General features: G+C 68.7%; 19 protein-coding genes. 12 read left to right on the forward strand and 7 right to left on the reverse strand.

Annotation, left to right across the window (positions count from 1 at the left end; all coding sequences use genetic code 11):
• The first annotated feature begins 130 nt into the window (after positions 1-130).
• The 6 genes from ACQQ2N_RS17520 (at position 131) to ACQQ2N_RS17545 (ending at position 7,633) form a co-directional block, all read left to right on the forward strand.
• A complete protein-coding gene (locus ACQQ2N_RS17520) occupies positions 131-1,846 on the forward strand; it encodes an ArnT family glycosyltransferase (RefSeq protein WP_440222854.1) in 1,716 nt (571 codons plus the stop codon).
• A 50-nt stretch (positions 1,847-1,896) separates the two neighbouring features.
• Positions 1,897-2,595: a response regulator transcription factor gene (locus tag ACQQ2N_RS17525; RefSeq protein WP_440222855.1), complete on the forward strand. Its 699-nt coding sequence runs from the start codon at positions 1,897-1,899 to the stop codon at positions 2,593-2,595.
• Positions 2,585-3,862, forward strand: coding sequence for a sensor histidine kinase (locus tag ACQQ2N_RS17530; RefSeq protein ID WP_440222856.1), 1,278 nt, complete (start codon positions 2,585-2,587; stop codon positions 3,860-3,862). The genes ACQQ2N_RS17525 and ACQQ2N_RS17530 overlap by 11 nt, the downstream gene beginning before the upstream one ends.
• A gap of 300 nt (positions 3,863-4,162) precedes the next feature.
• Positions 4,163-6,532, forward strand: a complete 2,370-nt coding sequence (locus ACQQ2N_RS17535; RefSeq protein ID WP_440222857.1) for a TonB-dependent siderophore receptor — start codon at positions 4,163-4,165, stop codon at positions 6,530-6,532.
• A gap of 58 nt (positions 6,533-6,590) precedes the next feature.
• Positions 6,591-7,037, forward strand: a complete 447-nt coding sequence (locus ACQQ2N_RS17540) for a Fur family transcriptional regulator (protein WP_440222858.1) — start codon at positions 6,591-6,593, stop codon at positions 7,035-7,037.
• Positions 7,038-7,249: 212 nt separating this feature from the next.
• Positions 7,250-7,633 (forward strand): hypothetical protein, encoded by a 384-nt coding sequence (locus ACQQ2N_RS17545; protein WP_440222859.1) that lies wholly within the window; start codon positions 7,250-7,252, stop codon positions 7,631-7,633.
• A 60-nt stretch (positions 7,634-7,693) separates the two neighbouring features.
• Here the strand turns inward: ACQQ2N_RS17545 and ACQQ2N_RS17550 are convergent, their stop codons facing one another.
• The 4 genes from ACQQ2N_RS17550 to orn all read right to left on the reverse strand — a co-directional run bounded on the left by ACQQ2N_RS17550 (position 7,694) and on the right by orn (position 9,948).
• The gene (locus tag ACQQ2N_RS17550) at positions 7,694-7,975 is read right to left on the reverse strand and encodes a hypothetical protein (protein ID WP_440222860.1); all 282 of its coding nucleotides are present in this window, start codon (positions 7,973-7,975) and stop codon (positions 7,694-7,696) included.
• A 143-nt stretch (positions 7,976-8,118) separates the two neighbouring features.
• Positions 8,119-8,568: an azurin gene (gene azu / locus ACQQ2N_RS17555; protein ID WP_440222861.1), complete on the reverse strand. Its 450-nt coding sequence runs from the start codon at positions 8,566-8,568 to the stop codon at positions 8,119-8,121.
• A gap of 172 nt (positions 8,569-8,740) precedes the next feature.
• Positions 8,741-9,241, reverse strand: a complete 501-nt coding sequence (locus ACQQ2N_RS17560; RefSeq protein ID WP_440222862.1) for a lipid A 3-O-deacylase — start codon at positions 9,239-9,241, stop codon at positions 8,741-8,743.
• Positions 9,242-9,372: 131 nt separating this feature from the next.
• Positions 9,373-9,948 (reverse strand): oligoribonuclease, encoded by a 576-nt coding sequence (orn, locus tag ACQQ2N_RS17565; RefSeq protein WP_440222863.1) that lies wholly within the window; start codon positions 9,946-9,948, stop codon positions 9,373-9,375.
• A gap of 117 nt (positions 9,949-10,065) precedes the next feature.
• Here orn and sbcB point away from each other — a divergent pair, with 117 nt between their 5' ends.
• Genes sbcB through ACQQ2N_RS17580 form a run of 3 tightly spaced genes read left to right on the forward strand, consistent with a single transcriptional unit; the run spans position 10,066 to position 13,375 of the window.
• Positions 10,066-11,496 (forward strand): exodeoxyribonuclease I, encoded by a 1,431-nt coding sequence (gene sbcB, locus ACQQ2N_RS17570; protein WP_440222864.1) that lies wholly within the window; start codon positions 10,066-10,068, stop codon positions 11,494-11,496.
• A 6-nt stretch (positions 11,497-11,502) separates the two neighbouring features.
• A complete protein-coding gene (locus ACQQ2N_RS17575) occupies positions 11,503-12,189 on the forward strand; it encodes a DUF2461 domain-containing protein (RefSeq protein ID WP_440222865.1) in 687 nt (228 codons plus the stop codon).
• Positions 12,190-12,220: 31 nt separating this feature from the next.
• Entirely contained in the window at positions 12,221-13,375 is a 1,155-nt protein-coding gene (locus ACQQ2N_RS17580) for an MFS transporter (RefSeq protein ID WP_440225796.1), read from the forward strand.
• Positions 13,376-13,396: 21 nt separating this feature from the next.
• Here the strand turns inward: ACQQ2N_RS17580 and epmA are convergent, their stop codons facing one another.
• Positions 13,397-14,353, reverse strand: a complete 957-nt coding sequence (epmA, locus tag ACQQ2N_RS17585; protein WP_440222866.1) for an EF-P lysine aminoacylase EpmA — start codon at positions 14,351-14,353, stop codon at positions 13,397-13,399.
• Positions 14,354-14,489: 136 nt separating this feature from the next.
• Between epmA and ahpC the strand changes: the two genes are divergently transcribed.
• Complete coding sequence (gene ahpC, locus ACQQ2N_RS17590; RefSeq protein ID WP_440222867.1) at positions 14,490-15,053, forward strand: alkyl hydroperoxide reductase subunit C; 564 nt, start codon at positions 14,490-14,492, stop codon at positions 15,051-15,053.
• 143 nt (positions 15,054-15,196) lie between these two features.
• Positions 15,197-16,777: an alkyl hydroperoxide reductase subunit F gene (gene ahpF, locus ACQQ2N_RS17595; RefSeq protein ID WP_440222868.1), complete on the forward strand. Its 1,581-nt coding sequence runs from the start codon at positions 15,197-15,199 to the stop codon at positions 16,775-16,777.
• Between the two features lie 104 nt (positions 16,778-16,881).
• Here the strand turns inward: ahpF and ACQQ2N_RS17600 are convergent, their stop codons facing one another.
• Together ACQQ2N_RS17600 and ligA are read right to left on the reverse strand one after the other, a co-directional pair.
• Positions 16,882-19,041, reverse strand: coding sequence for a TonB-dependent receptor domain-containing protein (locus ACQQ2N_RS17600; RefSeq protein ID WP_440222869.1), 2,160 nt, complete (start codon positions 19,039-19,041; stop codon positions 16,882-16,884).
• A gap of 343 nt (positions 19,042-19,384) precedes the next feature.
• Positions 19,385-21,733, reverse strand: a complete 2,349-nt coding sequence (gene ligA / locus ACQQ2N_RS17605) for an NAD-dependent DNA ligase LigA (RefSeq protein WP_440222870.1) — start codon at positions 21,731-21,733, stop codon at positions 19,385-19,387.
• A 129-nt stretch (positions 21,734-21,862) separates the two neighbouring features.
• Between ligA and ACQQ2N_RS17610 the strand changes: the two genes are divergently transcribed.
• Positions 21,863-22,705, forward strand: a complete 843-nt coding sequence (locus ACQQ2N_RS17610; protein ID WP_440222871.1) for a hypothetical protein — start codon at positions 21,863-21,865, stop codon at positions 22,703-22,705.
• Positions 22,706-22,796 lie beyond the last annotated feature (91 nt).

The following is a 22,796-nucleotide window of genomic DNA, read 5'->3' on the forward strand; positions in this document are numbered from 1 at the left end:
GAGCGCGGTCGGAGCGTCCTGCCGGCCGGCACGCGCCGAACGAACGCGGGGGACGACAAATTCCCTACATCCCGGATCGTCCAATCGACGATCCGGCGCGCGCGCCTGTCGTGCCTCTCTTATCGACCTCATGACTGCCCCGCTTTCCAGCATCGACCGGCGCGAGCTGGCGCTGTTCATGCTCTTCGCGTTCGCCGTGCTCGCGGTGGGCATCGGCCTGCGCGCGCCGTGGCCGTCCGACGAACCGCGCTTCGTGCTGGTGGCCCAGCAGATGTGGGCATCGGGCGACTGGCTGTTCCCGCACCGCGGCCACGAGCTCTACGCGGACAAGCCGCCGGTCTACTTCTGGCTGCTCAACCTCGCCTACGCAGGCGTTCGCGACTGGGGCATCGCCTTCCTGCTGCCGTCGCTGCTGGCCGCGCTCGGTACCCTGCTGCTGACCGCCGATCTCGCACGCAGGCTGTGGACGCCGCGCGCCGGCCTCTTCGCGGCCGCAGCCGTGCTGTGCGCGGTGCAGTTCACGTACCAGTCCAAGCGTGCGCAGATCGATCCGACGCTGGTCTTCCTCGTCACGTTGTCGTGCTACGGCTTGCTGCGGCATCTGCTCGTGGCGTCGAACCTGCGCTGGTTCGCGGCAGGCTGCTTCGCCGCGGGACTCGGTGTCGCGACCAAAGGCGTCGGCTTCCTGCCGCTGCTCATGCTCGTGCCGTACGCCTGGATGCGGATGCGCGCGTGGAACGGGCTTGTGGCGACATCCGGCGGAGGCGTGCGCACGTCGGCGTGGGGCGCGCTCGCCTTCCTCGCAGGCGTCGGACTGTGGTTCGTGCCGATGCTCGCGACGGCGCTGACCAGCGGCGATCCCGAGCATGCCGCCTACCTGCACGAACTGCTCTACCGGCAGACCGCGACGCGCTACCTCGATGCCTGGCACCACACGCAGCCCGTCTGGTACTTCGCCGAAGTCGTCGTGTTCTTCTGGCTGCCGTTCTCGCTGATGCTGCCGTGGCTGGCCGGCCCGTGGCGCGACGCCTGGCGTGCACGCGATGCGCGTGTCGTGCTTCCGCTGGCCTGGGTGGTCATCGTGATCGCGTTCTTCAGCGCGAGTCCGGGCAAGCGCGACATGTACATCCTGCCCGCGCTTCCGATGCTCGCGCTGGCCGCAGCACCGTTCCTGCCTGCGATCCTCGAGCGTCGCGGTCCGCGCCGCGCACTGGTCGCGTTCTTCGGCCTGCTCGGTGCGTTGTTCGCGGTCGCCGGGCTCTGGGCACTGCTCGGCACGCCGTCGTTCGCCGCGAAGCTCCAGCTGTCCAGGGGCATCACCGACGACGAGACGCTGCGCGCGTGGAAAGTGCTCGCGACGATGGGCTGCGCCATGCTCGTCGGCCTCGCCGTGCTGCGCACCAGGCGTGCAATGGCCGCGAACGCACTGTCGGTCTTCATCCTCTGGTCCGGCTACGCCGTCGGCATCGTGCCCGCGCTCGACACCGAGAGTTCGGGACGCGGCCTCATGACGCGTGCACGCGTGGCGGCGGGCGCGGACGCCACGATCGGGCTCGTGGGCTGGTCCGAGGACATGCTGCTGCAGGCGCGCGGGCCCGTGGAGGAATTCGGCTTCAAGGCGGAACTGCGCACGCAGTGGCGCGACGCGCTGGCGTGGCTGCGCACCGCTCCCGCTTCGCGGCGCGTGCTCGCGGCGGCAGAGTCGCTTCCCGCGTGTGCCGGCGCTGGCCGGGAGGTCGGCTCGTCGCGCGAGGACTGGCGCCTGCTCGATGCCGACGCCTTGCAGTCCTGCCCTGCCGATCCGCACGCGCCCGACGATACCCGCGTACACCTGCCCGATGAGTGACGTCGCGGCGGTGCGCCCGGCGTCGACGACCCGCGCCGCGGAGGTCGCGCATGCGCATCCTCGTCATTGACGACAACATGGCGCTCGTCGCGAACCTCCTCGATCACTTCGAACGACGCGGCCATGTGCTCGATGCCGCTCCCGACGGCGAGATCGGCCTGCAACTCGTGGCGTCGCACGAGTACGACCTCGTCGTCCTCGACTGGATGCTGCCGCGACGCGAAGGACCCGAGATCCTGCGCATGCTGCGCGAGGACATGGGGTCGACGGTGCCCGTCATCATGCTGACGGCGCGTGCCGAACTCGTCGACAAGATCGCCGGTTTCCGTGCGGGCGCGGACGACTACCTCACCAAGCCGTTCGCGCTCGGGGAACTCGAGGCACGCATCGAGGCGATCGTGCAGCGCACGCGCGGCCGCGCCCAGCCGGCGCGCCTCCGCGTCGACTCGCTTGTCTACGACCTGCAGACGCTGGTGATCGAACGCGCGGGCCGCGTAGTCACGCTGTATCCGCTGTGCCGCAGGATCCTTGAGGTGCTGATGCGCGCGAGCCCCGCCGCGGTTCCGCGCGAGCGGCTCGAGGAGGCCTTGTGGGGCGACCGACCACCACCGAAGGACGCGTTGCGCGCGCACATGTATGCCCTGCGCCGCAACGTCGACGCGCCCGGCGAGCCCAAGCTCGTGCATACGCTGCCGAGGATCGGCTACCGCATCGGCCCGGCCGAGGACGTGGATCCGCATGGACCGTAGGCCCAGCCTCCGCACCCGGCTGACCGCGGGCCTCGTCGGCTACCTGCTCGTGATCACCGCAGTGGTTGGCGTCGGCGGCTTCGTCTTCAACGAGCACGCGGAGCGGCTCGTGTGGGCATCCCTGCTCGATGCGGAACTCGACCATTTCCTGCAGCGTCGCGCGCAGGATCCCGGTTATGCATGGCCCGAAACCGAAACCCTGTCGCTGTTCTCCCGCCCCGGGACACGCGTGCCCGATTCACTGGCGGAACTGTCCGAGGGCGTGCACGACGAGGTGCTCGTCGACGGGCGGCTGCGCATCGTGCTCGTGCGCGATGTCGGCATGCATCGCTACTACATGACGCTCGACGTCAGCCGGCTCGAGGCCGCCGAGTTGCACGGCAGCCTCGCCTTTGCCGGCCTCGCGTTCGCGGTCGTGCTGCTCATGGCAGGCCTCGCGGCGTGGAGCGCGGGCAGGCTCACGCGGCCGCTGACGCGACTCAGCCAAGGCATCGGTGCGCTGCGCCCACAGGCCGGCCACGAGCGCCTCGACGTCGATGACGAAGCCTCGAGCGAGATCATGAGCGTGACGAACGCGTTCAACGACTACCTCGTGCGCCACGAGCAGTTCGCGCAGCGCGAGCGCGCGTTCATCGACACGACCAGCCACGAGCTGCGCACGCCGATCGCGGTCATCGCGGGGGCGGCGTCGCTGGCGCTCGAGGATGCGCGGCTCGGCGAGGCCTCGCGCAAGCACCTCGTGCGCATCGCCGACACGGCCGCCGACATCGACCACCTGATCACCCTCCTGCTCATCCTCGCCAAGGATCCGCAACGCCTCGCCACGCACCACGAGGAAGTCGCGCTCGACGCGCTGCTGCCCGAGATCGTCGAGGCTCACCGGCACCTCTGCGTCGACAAGGATCTCGTGCTGTCGCTGGATCGCGTCGAGGCCTGCCGCGTGCTCGCGCCCTTGCACGTGGTCCCGGCGGCGATCGGCAACGTGCTGCGCAACGCGATCGAGAACAGCGATCGCGGCACGATCGCGATCACGCTGGAGCGCACAGGCCTCGTCACGATCGAGGATCCGGGCCACGGCATGTCGGCCGACGAGGTGAGCCGCATCTACGCACGCCTCGCCCGTGGAACCTGGCGACGCGGCACCGGTATCGGGCTGCAGCTCATCGGCCGCCTGTGTGCGCACCTCGGCTGGACGCTCGTGATCGATTCGAGCCTCGGCGTCGGCAGTAGGGTCACGCTGGATTTCGGCGCTTCGCTGCGGCGCTGATCCACCGCGGATCGCGGTTTCATCTCAGGCGCCATGTTCACTGCCGTCATCTCCCCGACGTCATCGCATCACCGACGCTTGAGGGGATGAACAGCGCGAAGCGCTGGTCATCCCTTCAAGCCTGCAACGTGAGGCGCGTTCCCGGTCCGGACAGCGGTCTTTCCCCTGCCACGTCGTCGTCGGGTGCCGGCCATTCGGACATTTCTTTCACGTCCCGCACGGGACCATCGCGAATGCAGTTGGGATTGATTCTCATTCCTGACCTTCTTCGACGATTCGTCCCTTGTGGAGATCCACGCCGTGAACCCGCGCTTCCCCGTTCCGCCTCGTTGCAACCCTTCCCGCCATCTTCTCGCGCTCACGATCGCGACCGTGCTTGCCGGCGCGACGCTGGCTCCGACTGCATGGTCCGCGGAGGCCACCGCTATCCAGCGCTTCGACCTGAAGGCCGAGCCGCTCAAGCTCGCCGTCGAGCGCTGGTCGCAGCAGACCGGTGTCCGCGTCGAGGCCGATGCCCGAACCTTGGCTGGCGTGACGTCGTCGCCGGTGCACGGCGACTACAGTGCGGGCGACGCACTCGCCGCCCTCGTCCAGGGCACCGGCCTGCGCGTGGTGCAAGGCCCTGACGGCTTCACGATCTCGGGTGATCGCGCGACCGCGCTGGACAAGGTCGAAGTCAACAGCAGCCGCGTCGGCTACGCCACCGAGCGCACCAGCAGCGCGACCAAGACCGACACACCGCTGCGCGACGTGCCGCAGTCCGTGACGGTCGTGGGCCAGCAGCTGATCCGCGACCAGGCCATGCAGAGCATGGCCGACGTGGTGCGCAACATCCCGGGGTTCGGCATGGCACAAGGCGAAGGCAACCGCGATGCACCGGTGCTGCGCGGCTCGCCGTCGACCGCGGACTTCTTCGTCGACGGACTGCGCGACGACACGCAATACTTCCGCGACCTCTACAACATCGAGCGCGTCGAAGGCCTCAAGGGTCCGAACGCGATGATCTTCGGTCGCGGTGGCTCGGGCGGTCTCATCAACCGCGTGACCAAGGTCGCCGACTTCAACGACGGCAACGAGCTGTCGTTCCTGGCCGGCTCGTGGCGCAACCTGCGCCTGACCGGCGACACCAACCACGCGATCAACGACCGCGTCGCGTTCCGCGTGACCGGCGTCTACGAGGATTCCGACAGCTACCGCGACGGCGTCTCGATCGAGCGTCGCGGTATCAACCCGACGGTCGCGTTCAAGCCCGGCGACGCGACGCGCATCGTGCTCGGCTACGAGTACTTCGACGACGATCGCGTCGCCGATCGCGGCATTCCCTCGCTGGCCGGTCGCCCGTATCGCACCGGCACCTCGACGTTCTACGGCGATCCGGACCAGAGCCCGACCGGCGTGACGATCCATGCGTTCAATGCGCTCGTCGAACACCGCTTCGACAACGGGCTGGAACTGCGCAACAGCACGCGTGTGGCCGACTACGACAAGTTCTACCAGAACGTGTTTCCGGGAGCGATCAACGCGGCCGCGGGTACCGTGGCGATCGCCGCGTACAACAACCAGACCGACCGTCGCAACACGATCAACCAGACCGACCTCACCTGGGTCGCCTCGACCGGATCGGTCCAGCACACGCTGCTCGGCGGCATCGAGCTTGCGCGACAGGAGACCGACAACCTGCGCCTGACCGGCTACTTCACCGGCATCGGCCCGAACGTGACGACGTTCAACGCGCCGCTCGCGTCGCCGCGCATCGCGCTCCCGATCGAGTTCCGCCAGAGCGCGACCGATGCGCAGAACCACGGCATCGCCGAAACGAAGGCGATCTACCTGCAGGACCAGATCGAATTCTCTCCGCAGTGGAGCGCCATCGTCGGCGTCCGTCACGACAGCTTCGATGTCGATTTCACCAACCGTCGCAACGGTGTCGAGACGAGCGCGAGCGACGGCCTGCTGTCGCCGCGCGCGGGCCTCATCTACAAACCTGCCGAGGCGGTGTCGCTCTACGGCAGCTACAGCATCGCCTACGTGCCGCGTGCGGGCGAACAGCTGTCCTCGCTGTCGCCGACCAACGCGGCGTTCGATCCCGAGAAATTCAAGAATCTCGAGATCGGCCTGAAGTGGGACGTCATGCAGGACCTCGCGTTCACGGCAGCCGCGTACCGCCTCGATCGCACCAACGTCGTGGTGCCGGATCCGAACGATCCGACGCTGTCGATCCTCGTCGACGGCCAGCGCGTCGAAGGCGTCGAGCTCGGCCTCGCCGGCAACCTCACCGAGAACTGGAGCGTGATGGCCGGTTACGCCTGGCAGGACGGCACGATCACCGCCACGCAGTCGGCCACCGTCACGCGCGGCAACACGCTCGCCCAGGTGCCGCGCCACAGCGTGTCGCTGTGGAACCGCTACGACTTCTCGCCGACCTGGGGCATCGGCCTCGGCGCGATCCACCGCAGCAGCATCTACGCCTCGACCGACAACCTCGTCGAGCTGCCGGGCTTCAGCCGCTTCGACGGCGCGGTCTATTACACGATCAGCCCGCGCCTGCAGACCCAGCTCAACATCGAAAACCTGTTCGACAAGCGCTACTACCCGAACGCGCACAGCAACACGAACATCACGCCGGGCTCTCCGCGCGCGGTGCGGTTGTCGCTGACGGCGCAGTTCTGATGCAACGGGCCGGTGGCCGCGATCGGCCACCGGCCCGGTCCGTACGAAGGATCGAACGGTGACACAGGCGAACCGCGACGGGATGGCGTTGCTGGCACGGCACGGCCTCAGGGTGACGCGGCCAAGGCTCGAGGTGCTGCGGGCCTTCGATCACCACGACAGGCTGACGGGCGAAGACGTCTACCGCCTGCTCGCGCGTGATGCGTCCGGCATCAGCATGGCGACGATCTATCGGGTGCTCGCGGAGCTCGCCGGCGCGCACATCCTCGATCGCTACGTCCTCGGTCGAGGCGCTTCGGTCTTCGCCCGGCACCGCGGCGGACATTCCGTCCATCTGGCCTGCTGCCGATGCGGCCTCGTCGAAGCCTGCGACGACGAGCATGCGTCGGCCGCGCTGGCCATGCTCGCGGCCTCGCGCGGATTCGTGATCGCCGAGGCTGGGGTGGTCGTGAAAGGCGTGTGCATCGCCTGCGCGGCATCGCCCGACGAGGACGTCGCTTCCTGACGACCGCACACTCGGCGCAGGCTGGGCCTTGCGGTTCCGCGGGACCTAGCATTGGCGTGTGACGTTTGGCGCTCTCGCCGCGTGCGCCGTACAGTGTGTGCATGCAGGAGCACACGACCTCGGACGCCTCGACGTCCGGCAGCGGCGACTGGCGATCGGCGCGGATCGCCAGTACGGCCACGAGGCACCGGAGGGCTTCGTGGCGAAGCCACGTGGGCAACGTCGTCTTCGTGCTCGCGTTCGTGGGCGGCAACGTCGGGATCGGGTACATCGGATGGACGATCTGGCGCAGCAACCAGCCGTCACCGGCGATGACGGCTCCGCTGCCCGCGGATGCACGCTCCCCCGGAAGATCGCCCTCCACGTCGCAACGGAATCCACGGCCGAGCGTGTCGCGAGAGTCTCCCGCGGCTCCACAGGGAGGTGACGCCGCCGATGCGGGAACGACGCGCTGGACACGTCGCGACGGCGTGACCCTCGAACCCGGTTCGGATTGGCGTTGCGTGGGCGGGCTCCAGTACCGGACGACCCTCGATCAGAACGGCACGACGGTGGTCACGCTGCGCCAGCGCGGTGGCAAGCCGCTGCCTTGTTGAGGTGTCGCGGCGCCACGGTCGCCGCTCCCTCCGTACGCGAATGACACGGAAGGGCCCGACTCAGCAGACACGCGCGAAGAAGCCGCTTGCCCAGCCGTAGACCACCATCACGATCATCCAGATCGCGATGGTCGCGATAAACATGCTGGTGATGAGCCTGTGCCGCGCGTTCATCTGCGCTTCGAGGGCGGGGCCGGTCAGCGGTGCGCCGTGCGGCTTTCCTTGCTTGTACTCCCGTGCGTGTGCGTGAGCCTTCCCCGAAGACTGGCCGCGCTGCTCGCCGGGCGCCGATGGGACCTCCTTCACGCGTCCACGCTCGTCCTTCACCTTCCCGAGTTTCATGCCGTCCCCTGCCCTGGCTCTTTCGGACGATAGCGCATGTCGCGGTGATCGGCGCGATCGTTCAGCCCTCCATGGCATGTGCACCAGAAACGAAGAAAGCCGGCACGAGGCCGGCTTTCAGATGACGCGATGGAACCGTTCGATCAGTCGACGAGCTTGAGCGTGCCCTTCATCATCGACCAGTGGCCCGGGAACGAGCAGAAGAACGTGTAGGCCTCGCCGGCCTTGAGCTTGCTGACCGGGAACGTGACCGAGGTCTTCTCGCCCGCGCCGATGACCTTGGTGTGCGCGATGACGCGCGCGTCGTCCTTCTTGACGTACTCGTTCTCGAGACCTGCGCCCATGCCGTCGGTCGCGGCGGGCTGGAAATCGGCCGTCGTCGTCAGCACCCAGTTGTGGCCCATGATGTTCTTGGCCAGCGTGCCCGGATGCGTGAGGTTGACCGTGAAATCCTTGCAGCTCTTGCTGACGCTGATCTCGGTGACGTTGAACTGCATGGCGTCGTTGCCTTCGATGTCGACCGAGCAGGTCGCGGCGAAGGCGGCCGGGGCGGCGAAGGCGAGGAGCGAGGCGAACGCGAGCGTGCGGATCATGTGAAGTTCCTCCGATAAGATGTGGACGGACCTTCGACGCGGTCGCGCGAGATCCGATTTCTCGACATTTGCGGCGGCGAAATGCGCGGCGATTGTATGCCACCGACGCGAATCCGTCGCGCCTCCGCAAGCGTCCGATTGACGCACGCGCGGAACACGCGCATCGCCTCGATCAGAACCTCACGCCCGCGAGCAGCATCGTTTCGCCGAGGTTCTTGCCACCGAAGAAGTTGGCGTTCGAAATGTGGCGGATCGTCCAGACGAAACGCTCGCCCTCCCAGCCGAGCGAGCTGATGAACTGGCCGTGGCTGCTCAGCGCGTCGGTGCGCTCGCTCGCGTAGCCCAACTGGAACGAGAAGAAGGCCTGCTTCCACCAGTCGACGAGCCGCACGCCGGCGCCTAGCACGGCGACATCGTCGTCGAGCGTCGGACGCACGTCGCGTGCTCCGACCCAGCCGACCGAAGCGACCGGCTGCCACGTCACGCGGCCCCACTGGCGCGACGCACCGTTGACGTCGAACGACACCGTCGGCGTGAAATCCCTCGAGGCGGTGACGCTCGTGCCTGCGCTGATGCTGAAGTCCACGGCATGGGCCTGCCCGGTGGCGAGCCCGCATGCGAGGACGACACCGGCAGCGAGGAAACGGGATGTCGGGGAAAAGCGCATCGGCATGGCGTGATCCTGTTCAGGAAGATGATCGCGTCGCGATGCGGTGGTAGCTCCTACATCGTCGCGCGCCTCCCGCATGGAGGCGCGCCTCGCCGATATCAACGGGCCTGCGACGAAGGTCGCAGGCAACGTGTTCAGCCGTGGCCGCCGAGGCGGCCCATGAACACGCGGTAGTGGCGCAGCTCGGCGATCGAATCGCGCACGTCGCTGAGTGCCGTGTGGGCCGACTCCTTCGAGAACCCTCGCGAGACCTCGGGCGCCCAGCGGCGCGCGAGTTCCTTGAGCGTGGAGACGTCGAGATTGCGGTAGTGGAAGAAGCGCTCGAGCCGCGGCATGAGCCGATGCATGAAGCGGCGATCCTGGCAGATCGAGTTGCCCGACATCGGCGACTTGCCGGCCGGTACCCACTGCGCGAGGAACTCGACCGTGAGCGCCTCGGCCGTGGCCATGTCGACCGTCGAATCGAGCACGCGCTGCCACAGCCCCGACTTGCGGTGCTGGTTGCGGTTCCAGTCGTCCATCGCGAGCAGACGCGCTTCGTCGTGGCGGATCGCGAACTCGGGACCCTCGGCGAGCAGGTTGAGGTCGCGGTCGGTCACCGCGGTCGCGATCTCGAGGATCGAATCGTTGTCGGTGTCCAGACCGGTCATCTCGAGATCGATCCAGATGAGGTTGTCCTCGTGGGCGAGGCCCGCGCGTGGTGACGACATTCGCTGCTCCAGGACGAGGATCCGGCGATTATTGCCGGCCGGTGACGATCCGCCAAGCCGCGCAGGCCGTGAGACGGCCATCGGCTACGATGCGCGCGTCCCCTTTCCGGCACGACGATGGTCGCGACGACACTCTTCTGGCACGACTACGAGACCTCCGGCGCCGACACGCGTCGCGACCGCCCGACCCAGTTCGCGGGCCTGCGCACGACGCTCGATCTCGAGCCGATCGGCGATCCGGTCATGCTGTTCTGCAAGCCCGCCCCCGACGTGCTCATGCACCCCGAGGCCTGCCTGATCACCGGCATCACGCCGCAGCAGGCCGAACGCGAAGGCGTCAACGAGGCCCAGTTCGCCGCGATCGTGCAGGAGGAGCTCGGCGCGCCGGGCACCTGCGGCGTCGGCTACAACTCGCTGCGCTTCGACGACGAGATCACGCGGCACCTGCTCTACCGCAACTTCCACGATCCGTACGAGCGCGAGTGGAAGGATGGCAACTCGCGCTGGGATCTCATCGACCTTGTGCGCATGTGTTATGCGCTGCGCCCCGGCGACATCGAATGGCCGCGGCGCGAGGACGGCACGCCGAGCTTCCGCCTCGAGGACCTCGCGCGCGCCAACGGCCTCAAGCAGACGCGGGCCCACGATGCCTTGTCCGATGTCGAGGCGCTCGTCGCCCTCGCCCGCCTGATCCGCGACAAGCAGGCCAAGCTGTTCGAGTTCCATTTCGCTCTGCGCCGCAAGCAGCGCGCCTTCGAACTGCTCGACGTCGCGCGCGCGACGCCGGTGCTGCACGTGTCTTCGCGCTACCCGGCGAGCCGCGGCTGCATCGCGGTCGTCGCACCGCTGGCGATGCACCCCGACAACGCCAACGGCGTCATCGTCTACGACCTCGACGTGGACCCCGCCCCGCTGCTCGAGCTCGACGCCGACGATATCGCCGACCGCGTGTTCGCCTCGCGCGAGGACCTGCCCGAAGGCGTCGAGCGCATCCCGCTCAAGCTCGTGCACGCGAACCGCTCGCCGGCGCTCGCGCCGCTGTCGGTGCTCAGGAAGGACGTCGACCTCGACCGCATCGCGCTCGATCCTGCGCGCGCGCTCGCCCACGCCGAACGCCTGAAAGGCGTGCCGGGCCTCGCCGCGAAGCTGCAGCAGGTGTTCGCGCGGCGCAGCGACGACGACGCCACGCCCGATCCCGAACTCGCGCTCTACGCCGGCTTCCTGCCCGACGCCGACAAGCGCCTGCTGCGCGAGGTGCGGCGCACGCCGCCCGAGCAGCTCGGCCAGGTCGCGTTCGCGTTCCGCGACCCACGTTACGCCGAACTGCTGTTCCGCTACCGCGCACGCAACTGGCCGCATACGCTCGATGCCGCCGAGCGCGAGCGCTGGGAGGCGTTCCGCACGCGTCGCCTCGATACCGAAACCACGCTGACCACGCTGACGCGCGAGCAGTATTCCGCGACAATCGCGCGCCTCCGCGGCGAGGTGCCGCCGGAACGCCAGCCCCTGCTCGACGCGCTCGAGGCGTGGGCGATCGACCATCCCTGAGGCTCCATGGGCACGACGTATTTCAGCGCCGCCACCTTCCGCTTCCTGCGCGATCTAGGCCGCAACAACAACCGCGAATGGTTCGCCGCGAACAAGGCACGCTACGAGGACGTGCTGCGCCAGCCGTACCTGCAGCTCGTCGCCGACCTGCAGGCGCCGCTCGCGACGATCAGCGAGCACTACCGCGCCGATCCGCGTGCGCAGGGCGGCTCGCTGTTCCGCATCCACCGCGACACGCGCTTCGCCCACGACAAGACGCCGTACAAGACGTGGTCCGGCGCGCGCCTGTTCCACGAACGCGCCAAGCAGGTCGAGGCGCCGTCGTTCTACATGCACCTCGAGCACGGCTCGTGCTTCGCCGGCGCGGGCATCTGGCATCCGGGACCCGAGACCACGCGACGCATCCGCGATTTCCTCGTCGACAACCCCGGTACCTGGAAGAAGGCGACACGTTCGAAGGCGTTCCTCGCGCATTTCGCGCTCGGCGGCGCTTCGCTCGTGCGTCCGCCGCGCGGCTACCCGGCCGACCACGAACTCATCGACGACATCAAGCGCAAGGACTTCACGGCCTGGGAGACCTTCCCCGACGCCGTGGCGACCTCCGACGAGCTCAAGCCCTTCCTCGTCGACCGCTTCCGCCGCCTGTCGCCGCTCGTCGACTACCTCTGCGCCGCGCTCGACCTGGAGTTCTGACATGGCCGGGGCGGCCGATGCCGCGACACCGGTGACGGTTCCCGCCGCGCGCCTGTCGAGCTTCTACTTCGCGTACTACGCAGCGCTCGGTGCGTTCAACCCGTTCTGGGGCCTGTTCCTCAAGGCGCGCGGCCAGGACGTCGCCGCGATCAGCGTGCTCATGAGCCTGTGGTACGCGACGCGCATCGTCGCGCCGAGCAGCTGGAGCTGGCTCGCCGCGCGTTCGGCGCGACCGATCCTGTGGCTGCGCGCCGGCTGCGCGCTGACGCTGGCGAGCTTCGCGGTGTTCGTCGTGCCGATGGACTTCACGGCGTTGTTCATCGCGATGTGCGTGTTCTGCTTCCTCTACAACGCGGTGATGCCGCAGTTCGAGGCGATCACGCTGTCGCACCTGCCCGGCAAGAGCGAGCGCTACGGCCGCATCCGCGTATGGGGATCGATCGGTTTCGTCGCGGTCGTGGCCGGATTCGGCGCGCTGTTCGACCACGTACCGGTCACGGCGCTGCCCTGGCTCATGCTGCCGCTGTTCGCAGGCCTGTTCGCGGCCTCGTGCCTCAACGACTACGGACGCCCACCAATCGGCCCGGCCGCGGTCGACGACAGCGGCTTCGCCGCGCGCCTCAAGCGTCCCGAGGTGATCGCGTTCTTCGTCGTCGCGCTGCTCATGCAGCTGTCGTTCGGGCCGTACAACACGTTCTACTCGATCTACCTCGACGAGCACGGCTACTCGCCGTCCGCGCTCGGCCTGTTCTGGTCGGTCGGCGTGGTGCTCGAGATCGCGGTGTTCTTCCTCGCCGCGCGCATCTTCACGCGCTGGAGCGCGACCACCGTGCTGGTCGCCTCGCTCGTCGCGGCGAGCCTGCGCTGGGCGACCACCGCGCTGTGGCCCGACAGCGCCGTACTGATGGCCTGCGCGCAGGCGACCCACGCGATCAGCTTTGCGGGCTTCTTCGCGGCGAGCATGCAGTTCCTCGCGCGCTTCTTCCCGGGCCGCATGAACGGCCACGGCCAGGGCGTGTTCTACGGTTTCTCGTCCGGCGTGGGCGGCGTGCTCGGCGCGCTGCTGTCGGGCTGGGTATGGAAGCACGCAGGCGGCGAAACCGCATTCCTGCTCGCCGCAGGCACGGCCGCGATCGCGATCGTCATTACGCTGGCGTGGCTGCGCGCGCCGCGCACGCCGACCTGAGCGCACGATCAGGTCTCGTGCTCAGGCCTCATGGAACGGGAACGCGACGAGCTCGCGCAGGTCGTCGGTATCGGCCATCACCATGAGCAGGCGCTCGATGCCGAGCGCGACGCCGGCACAGTCGGGCAACCCGGCCACAAGGGCGTCGAGCAAGGCCTCGTCGATCGGCGGCACGACCTGCCCTCGCGCACGCCGACGAACGTGGTCGCGCTCGAAGCGCGCACGCTGCTCGGCCGCATCGGTGAGCTCGTGGTAGCCGTTGGCGAGCTCGTACGCCCCGAGGTACAGCTCGAAGCGCTCGGCCACGGGCGGATCGCCGGGCCGCAGCTTCGCGAGCGCACACTGGCTGGCCGGCCAGTCGTGGATCACGGTGATGCGGTCGCGCGGAAACGCGTCCTGGATGCGGTGCGTGACGATCAGGTCGAGCCAGTCGTCGCGCTCGAGGCCCGCGGGATCGATCGCGGTGTCGCCGAGCGCGCTGCGCAGCGCCTCGACCGGTGCCGTGAACGGATCGAGGTCGACCGCGTCGACGAAGGCCTCGCGGTACGTGGTGACGTGCACGTCGGCTCGGCGACCGACCGCGCCGAGCATCGCCTGCACGAGTTCGACCACCTCGCCGGCGAGGCGGCGATCGTCCCAGCCGACGCGGTACCACTCGAGCATCGTGAACTCGGGGTTGTGGCGCCGTCCGGCCTCGCCGTTGCGGAACACGCGGCCGAGCTCGTAGCAGTCGCCGATGCCGGCGGCGAGCAGGCGCTTCAGCGCGTGCTCGGGCGAGGTGCGCAGCCAGCGCTCGGCCGGGCCCGCGTCGACATGGCCCTTGAACACGGTCGAGAAACTCTCGATGTTCGGTTCCGTGTTGCCGGCACGCGAGAGCACCGGCGTCTCGACCTCGAGCACGCCGCGCGCGGCGAAGAAGGCGCGCAGGCGTGCGTAGAGGTCGGCGCGCAGCCGAAGGGCGACGAGGCCGGCGCTCATCGCGTTTCACCGCCGGCATCGCTCATCATAGACGCCATCAATCGCAGCCATCCCATCAATTGATTTTACCAACCGCCGCCCGATGCGTAGGCTACACGGGCTGCTCCACCTCCTTCACCCACCAAGGAAGCATCGAATGTCCCTGATCAACACCGCCGTCAAGCCGTTCAAGGCGCAGGCGTTCCACAACGGCAAGTTCGTCGAAGTCAGCAACGAGTCGCTGAAGGGCAAGTGGTCCGTGCTGATCTTCATGCCGGCCGCGTTCACCTTCAACTGCCCGACCGAAGTCGAGGACGCCGCGACGCATTACGCCGAGTTCCAGAAGGCCGGCGCCGAGGTGTACATCGTCACGACCGACACGCACTTCTCGCACAAGGTGTGGCACGAGACCTCGCCGGCCGTCGGCAAGGCGCAGTTCCCGCTCGTCGGCGACCCGACCCACCAGCTGACGCGCGCGTTCGACGTGCACATCGACGAGGAAGGCCTGGCCCTGCGCGGCACCTTCATCATCAACCCGGAAGGCATCGTCAAGACGCTCGAGATCCACGACAACGCGATCGCGCGTGACGTGACCGAGACGCTGCGCAAGCTCAAGGCCGCGCAGTACGTCGCGAGCCACCCGGGCGAAGTGTGCCCGGCCAAGTGGAAGGAAGGCGCGCAGACCATCGCGCCGTCGCTCGACCTCGTCGGCAAGATCTGACGAACCCGCCGCTTCGGCCTTCCCCGCTTGGGGAAGGTCGCGGCGGCAGACCGGAAGCCGCCGGCCGGCCGCTTGCGTTCTGCCTCCGCCCCGCACGCCCACGGCGTGCCGCCGACTCCCCTCTTCACCTGCTGGAGCCTCCCATGTTGGACGACGCCCTCAAGACCCAGCTCAAGGCCTACCTCGAGCGCGTGACGCAGCCGATCGAGCTCGTCGCCGCGCTCGACGACAGCGACACCGCGCGCCAGATGCGCGACCTGCTCGAGCAGATCGTCTCGCTGTCGGACCGCATCACGCTCGTCGAGCGCGCCGACGAAGGCGTGCGCCGCCCGTCGTTCGCGATCGCGCGTCCCGACGGCAGCGTGCACCTGCGCTTCGCGAGCATCCCGCTCGGCCACGAGTTCACCTCGCTCGTGCTGGCGCTGCTGCAGGTCGGTGGCCATCCGTCCAAGGAAGCGGCCGACCTGCTCGAGCACGTGCGCGGACTCGACGGCGACTACCGCTTCGAGACGTATTTCTCGCTGAGCTGCCAGAACTGCCCGGACGTCGTGCAGGCGCTCAACCTCATGGCCGTGCTGAACCCGCGCATCGAACATGTCGCGATCGACGGCGCGCTGTTCCAGGACGAGGTCGAGCAGCGCCAGGTCATGGCCGTGCCGACCGTGTTCCTCAACGGCGAGCCGTTCGGCCAGGGCCGCATGGGCCTCGCCGAGATCGTCGCCAAGCTCGACACCGGCGCCGTGGCACGCGAGGCCGAGAAGATCGACGCCAAGCCCGCGTTCGACGTGCTCGTCGTCGGCGGTGGCCCCGCGGGCGCCGCGGCGGCGATCTACGCCGCGCGCAAGGGCATCGTCACCGGCATCGCGGCCGAGCGTTTCGGCGGCCAGGTGCTCGACACGCTCGGCATCGAGAACTTCATCTCGGTCAAGGAGACCGAGGGCCCGAAGCTCGCCGCCGCGCTCGAGCAGCACGTGCGCCAGTACGACGTCGACATCATGAACCTGCAGCGCGCCGAGAAGCTGATCCCGGGCGAGGACTTCATCGAGGTCAAGCTCGCGAGCGGCGCGACGCTCAGGTCCAAGACCGTCGTGATTTCGACCGGTGCGCGCTGGCGCCAGATGAACGTGCCGGGCGAGAACGAGTACCGCAACAAGGGCGTGGCGTACTGCCCTCACTGCGACGGTCCGCTGTTCAAGGGCAAGCGCGTCGCGGTGATCGGCGGCGGCAACTCGGGTGTCGAGGCCGCGATCGACCTCGCCGGCATCGTCAGCCACGTGACGCTGATCGAGTTCGACAGCCACCTGCGTGCCGACGAGGTGCTGCAGCGCAAGCTGCGCAGCCTGCCGAACGTCAAGGTCATCGTGTCGGCGCAGACCACCGAGGTCACCGGCGACGGCCAGCGCGTGAACGGCCTCGTCTACAAGGACCGCCACGGCGGCGAGCTGCACCGCGTCGAGCTCGAGGGCATCTTCGTGCAGATCGGCCTGCTGCCGAACACGGAATGGCTCAAGGGCACGCTCGCGCTGTCGAACCGCGGCGAGATCGAGGTCGATGCGCGCGGCGAGACGTCGCTGGCCGGTGTGTTCGCAGCCGGCGACTGCACGACCGTGCCGTACAAGCAGATCGTCATCGCGATGGGCGAAGGCTCCAAGGCCGCGCTGAGCGCGTTCGACCACCTGATCCGGTCGTCGGCACCGGAAACGAAGGAAGCGAAGGCCGCCTAGGCGGCCCGCCACCCGACCGTCGCGGCAGCGCCCTCCCTCCCACTGCCGCGACGATCCGAAGGGCCCGGTGCGCATGCGCACCGGGCCCTTCCCTTTTCACGCAATCAGAACTGCCAGCCGAACTCGCCGAACACGCTGCGGCCGATGCCGACCTGCGCCGTCGTGCCGGTGTAGCCCGGACGGATCACGCGCTGGTCGAACACGTTGCGCACGCCGCCGCCGAGCGTGATGTCCGGAAACGCCTTCGGGCGCCAGCCGACGAACACGTCGTGGGTCTTGAAGCTCTTGTCGATGAGCACCTGGCCCGAGGCGTTGCGGGCCGGGTTGTTCGGCGCGGCGAAGTACCAGTTGAGGCGCCAGTCGAGCTGCACGTCGATCGGCGCGATGCGGTAGCCGGCCGTCAGCAGCAGCTTGTCGGCGAACGCGTGCGGCACGTCCCTGCCGGTCTCCTTGTCGCGCACCTCGAGCTGCGAGTAGACGAGGTTGCCGCTCCAGTTGCCCTGGCGGAACGCGGCCTCGATCTCGACGCCCTTGCGCTCGACCGCGTCGAGGTTCTGGTATTGGTTGAGGCGGTTGCGCAGCGTGCCGCCGATGCCGGTGTCGCCGGCGATCGGCGTGCGCGGGTCGATGTCGACGAGGCTGATGAAGTCCTCGAAGTCGCCCGTGAACGCATTGACCTTGACCAGCAGCGCGTCGACGCCGGCCATCGCGCTGAAGTCGAGCGCGACGCCGCCTTCGAGCTCGCGGCCGGTCTCGGCCTTGAGGCCGAGGTTCGGCACCCAGTACGTCCACGGGTTGCCGGCACCGGTCGCGTAGAGCTCGAATGCCGACGGCGCGCGGAACACTTCCGAGTAGTTCGCGAACAGGCGCAGCACGTCGTTGGCCTGCCAGCCGAGGCCGAGGCGCGGCGACAGGCGGTGGCTCGAGTACGTCGCCGTCGATTCCTCGGGCAGCGGGTTGGTCAGCCGGTCGGCCTCGCGCTCGAAGCGGTCGTAGCGCGCGGCGGCGAGCAGTTCCCACTGCTGGCGCGCGCCGAACGTCATGCTGTCCTGCACGTAGAGGCCGTAGTCGCGCGAATCGGCCGAGGCGAGCAGCGCGTATTCACGCGTGTACTTGTCGACCTGGTCTTCCTTGCGCGCGGTCGCGTCGAAGCCGAACTGCACCGTGTGCTGGACGCTGCCGGTCGTGAAGCGCGTGAGGTTCTGCGCGTTGACGCCGCTGTAGCGGTTCTTGTCGATGAGGCCGCTGTACTCGTCGATCGGCGGCAGGTCCCAGATCTTGCGGTCGTACTCGGTGCGGTTGGCGAACACGTCGACGGCGAGGTTGATCCACGAGTCGGCCGGCGTGTAGTACCAGGTAGCGGTGAGGTCCTGCTGGGTGTGCGTGCCGGTGATCTCGGTGTCGGTCCACTCGGTCAGATGCCAGAGCGTGTTCCACGGGTTCTGCACGTCCATCTTCGAGCTCTGCAGCTTGAGGTGCAGCTCGTGGTCCCTGGCCGGCGCGTAGCGCAGCTTGAGCATACCCTCGCGCTTGTCGTTCCTGGTCGGCACCTCGAGGCCGCCGGCCAGCTCGTGCGTGCGCGCGTTGGTGCCGAGCGCGCTGACCAGGTAGTCGAAGTTGCGTGCCTCGTTGGTGCCGAAAACATGCGCGGCGACGTGGCTGCGGTTGTTGTCGTTGTAGCCGAGCTTGAGGCGCGTGCCGAACGATTCACCGTCGCGCAGCAGGTCGCGCGCGTCCTTGGTGCGCATCTCCATGACGCCGCCGAACGCGCCGCCGCCGTGCACGATGCTCGACGAACCGCGCACCACCTCGACCTCGCGCAGCATTTCCGGATCGACGCCGAACGTGCTGATCTGGTTGGCGAAGTTGAACGAACGGCGGGCACCGTCGACCTTGACGATGACGCGGTCCTCGTCGGCGAAACCGAAGCCGCGCAGCGTGAAGTTGCGGCCGATGTCGCGGCCGACGTCGTAGTCGAGGTTGAAGCCCGGCACGAGGTTGAGCAGATCGATCATGTTGGTCGCCTGCTCGCGCTCGATCACCTCGGGCGAGAGCACGCTGACCGCGCCCGGATACGACAGCGCATCGCCCTTGATGCGGCGCGCAGTCACGGTGATCTGCTCGAGCGACGTGGTCTTGCCTTCGGCGCTCTTCTTCTCGCTGTCCGAGGTGGACGAGAACGGGGAATCGGTGGCGTCGTCCTGCGCGAACGCGCCCGACGACAGGCACAGGGCGATGGCCGAGAACAGCAATGTCTTCTGCATGGTTTCCTCGCTGATAGCGTGAGAGATCGCTGGCGAGGCATCGGGCGCGCGGGCCCGGAACAGCTGGCGTGGGATGTTTCGGGACCCCCGTCCCGAAAAGGCGCGGCATCGTAGTCTGCGCGCGGCGTTACCGCAACCCGTGCGTATCCCGATCAAGTGGTTGCATGACGAAGCATGCGAAGGACCGACGTTGTACCGCTGGGGTCAGGTTCATTTCCCGGCATGGGGTCCGGACATGGGGTCAGGTTCATTTTTCCACGAAGGCTCGCATGTCATCTTGCGACATCGCTGGAAAAATGAACCTGACCCCGGCTGTACAACCCGACCCCATTCGGCTTTTCCCTTACGCGTGCTCCGCGAACAACGCCACGAGGCGGTCCTCGTCCCAGATCTCGACGCCGAGCTCCTGCGCCTTGTCGAGCTTGGAGCCGGCCTCGGTGCCCGCGACGACGACGCTGGTCTTCTTCGAGACGCTGCCCGCGACCTTCGCACCGAGGGCTTCGAGGCGCGCCTTGGCCGCGTCGCGTGTCAGCGAGGCCAGCGTGCCCGTGAGCACGAAGGTCTTCCCGTCGAGCGGCAGCGACGCGACGGCGGCGCCCGACGCATCGAGATCCGCGCGCAAGGCCGCGAGCGCGCCCAGCGTGTCGTCGAGCAGACGCGCGTGGGCGGGCTCGGCACGCCAGGCGACGAAGGCCGCCGCGGTGTCGGCCGGCAGGCCCGCGGTGACGAGCTGGTGCTCGGGCGCATCGGCGATCGCGTCGGCGGCGAACGCCGCGGCGAGCTGCTCGGCACGCTTGGCGGTGAGCTTCGGGATGCCGATCGCGGCGAGCGCGCCCGCGACCTCGAGCGCGGCCGCGAATTTCGCCGACACGCCGTGCTCGTCGCCGATGCGCACGCCGCGTGCGAGCAGGCCGTCGATGACGGCCTGGTTGCCGTCCTGTTCGAAGAAGTGGCCGATCGAATGGGCGACTTCGCCGCCGATGTCCGGCACGAGCGTCAGCAGCGGCCACGGCATGCGGCGCACGCGTTCGAGGCTGCCGAACCACGTCGCCAGCGCCTTGGCGGTGCTCTCGCCGACGTGTTCGATGCCGAGCGCGAACAGGAAGCGCTCGAGCGTCGCCGCGCGGCTCGCCTCTATCGCCTCGACGAGGTTCTCGGCCCACTTCGTCGCGACCTTGCCGGCCTTGACCGTCTCGGGCGTGGTGCCGTCGCGTGCGTCGGCCTGACGCCGCATCTCGACGAAATCCTCGACCGTGAGCTTGTAGAGGTCGGCCACCGAGGCGACGAACCCGAGGTCGCACAAGTCCTCGATGAGTCGACCGCCGAGGCCTTCGATGTCCATCGCGCGACGCGAGGCGAAGTGGATCACGGCCTCCTTGCGCTGGGCCGGGCAGACGAGCTCGCCCGAGCAGCGCCAGACCACTTCACCTTCCTCGCGCACGAGCTCGGAGCTGCAGATCGGGCAGTTCGCGGGCATCTGCCAGACCGGGGCGTCGGCGACGCGTGCCTCGTCCACGACACGCACGACCTCGGGGATCACGTCGCCGGCGCGGCGCACGATCACCGTGTCGCCGACGCGCACGTCGAGGCGGGCGATCTGGTCGGCGTTGTGCAGCGTCGCGTTGGTCACGACGACGCCGCCGACCTGCACCGGTTCGAGGCGCGCGATCGGCGTCGCCGCGCCGGTGCGGCCGATGTTGATGTCGATCGCGACGAGACGCGTGGTCTGCTCCTGGGCCGGGAACTTGTGCGCGATCGCCCAGCGCGGCGTGCGGCCGACGAAGCCGAGCTCGCGCTGCCCGGCGAGATCGTCGAGCTTGTAGACGACGCCGTCGATGTCGAATGGCAGCGCATCGCGCTGCGCACCGATCGACCGGTAATAGTCGAGGCAGCCCTCGACGCCACGTGCAGTGGATACGAGCGGGCTGACCGGGAAACCCCAGTCGCGCAGGCGCACGAGCGTGGCCGAATGCGTCGCCGGCAGGTCGCCGCCTTCGACGACACCGAGCGCGTAGGCGTAGAACGCCAGCGGTCGCGAGGCTGTCACCGCGGGATCGAGCTGGCGCAGCGAGCCAGCCGCGCCGTTGCGCGGGTTGGCGAGCACCTTGCCGCCGTGCTCGCGCGCCCTGGCGTTGTAGGCCTCGAACGCGGCACGTGGCATGTAGACCTCACCGCGCACCTCGAGCACGCGCGGCACGCCTTCGCCACGCAGGCGCAGCGGCACCGCGCGCACGACGCGCAGGTTCACGGTGACATCCTCGCCGGTCGCGCCGTCGCCGCGCGTCGCACCGCGCACGAACACGCCGTCCTCGTAGCGCAGGCTGATCGCGAGGCCGTCGAACTTGGGCTCGACCGAGAACACCGGCGCGCGCAGGTCCAGACGCTCCTCGATGCGCGCGACGAAGTCGGCGACCTCCTCGTCGGCGAACGCGTTGCCGAGCGACAGCATCGGGATCGCGTGGCGCACCTCGTCGAACGCGCGCGACGGCGCCGCGCCGACGCGACGCGTCGGAGACGCCGGGTCGGCGAGCTCGGGATGCGCTGCCTCGAGCGCCTCGAGCTCGCGCATGAGGCGGTCGTACTCCGCATCGGTGATGTCGGGCTCGTCGAGCACGTGGTAGCGCTGGTTGGCATCCTCGAGGCGCGCGCGCAGGTCGGCGGCGCGGGCGGCGGGCGTTGGCGTGTCGGTCATGGCAGGGGCGCGGGGCGCGAGTCGGGCGCGAGGTCCGCGAGTGTAGCGGCGGCACATGCTGCGCGGCGCCTTGCCGCGCCGGCGCGAAGCGGTGCACGATGCGAGCCGGCAACCGTGGCGGAGGCATCGATGGCGAAGAAGGCGTGGACCGCGTTCCCCTACCCCGACAAGGCATTCGATTACGCGGGTGCCGCACTCGCCAAGGCGTGGCCGAAGCTGCACGCGGGCGACCTCGAACCGTTCCCCGACGAGGCGCACGTCGCCGCGTTGCTCGAGGCCAACCCGAAGCTCGGCAAGGACGCGGCCGCCATCGCGACCCAGCTCCAGGACGCCTGGCGCGCGTTCCACAAGGGCGACTTCCAGAAGGCCTACGAGGCCGGCGTCGCGCTCAAGGCGATCGGCGCGTCGGTCGCGATCAAGGCCTCGGGCATCCATGCATCGCACCTGCTCGACGACGAAGCCGCCAAGACCGCACGCTACGAGGAGCTCATGCGCCTCGCCGACGAGGCCGTCGCGGCGCTGCCCGGCCTGGCCAACAGCCATTACCGACGCGCGTTCGCGATAGGCCGCCTGAGCCAGACCATCTCGATCACCAAGGCGCTCGCCCAGGGCCTCGCCGGCAAGGTCCGCGAGTCGCTCGACCGCACGCTCGAGCTCGCGCCGAAGCACGCCGAGGCCGCCACGGCGCTCGGCCTCTACCACGCCGAGATCGTCGGCAAGGTCGGCGGCATGCTCGCGCGGCTGACCTACGGCGCCAACGCCGCCGATGCCGAGAAGCACCTCAAGCACGCGCTCAAGCTCACGCCCGACTCGCCGATCGCGTGGATCGAGTACGGCAACGGCCTGCAGCTGCTGCACGGCGACAGCCGCGACGACGAGGTCGCCGAGGCCTGGGACAAGGCCGGCAAGCTCAAGCCGCGCGACGCGATGGAGGCGCTCGATGCGGCATGGGCGCGCGAACAGCTGGAGTGAACTCCGCGGCGCCCTGCCGCATGACGTGATTTCACTTCAAGAATACACCGCAATCGATTGTTCTTATTGATATAACGGCGCGTCACGCGCG

Source organism: Dokdonella aquatica (assembly GCF_051987395.1).
Taxonomy (GTDB): Bacteria; Pseudomonadota; Gammaproteobacteria; order Xanthomonadales; family Rhodanobacteraceae; genus Dokdonella.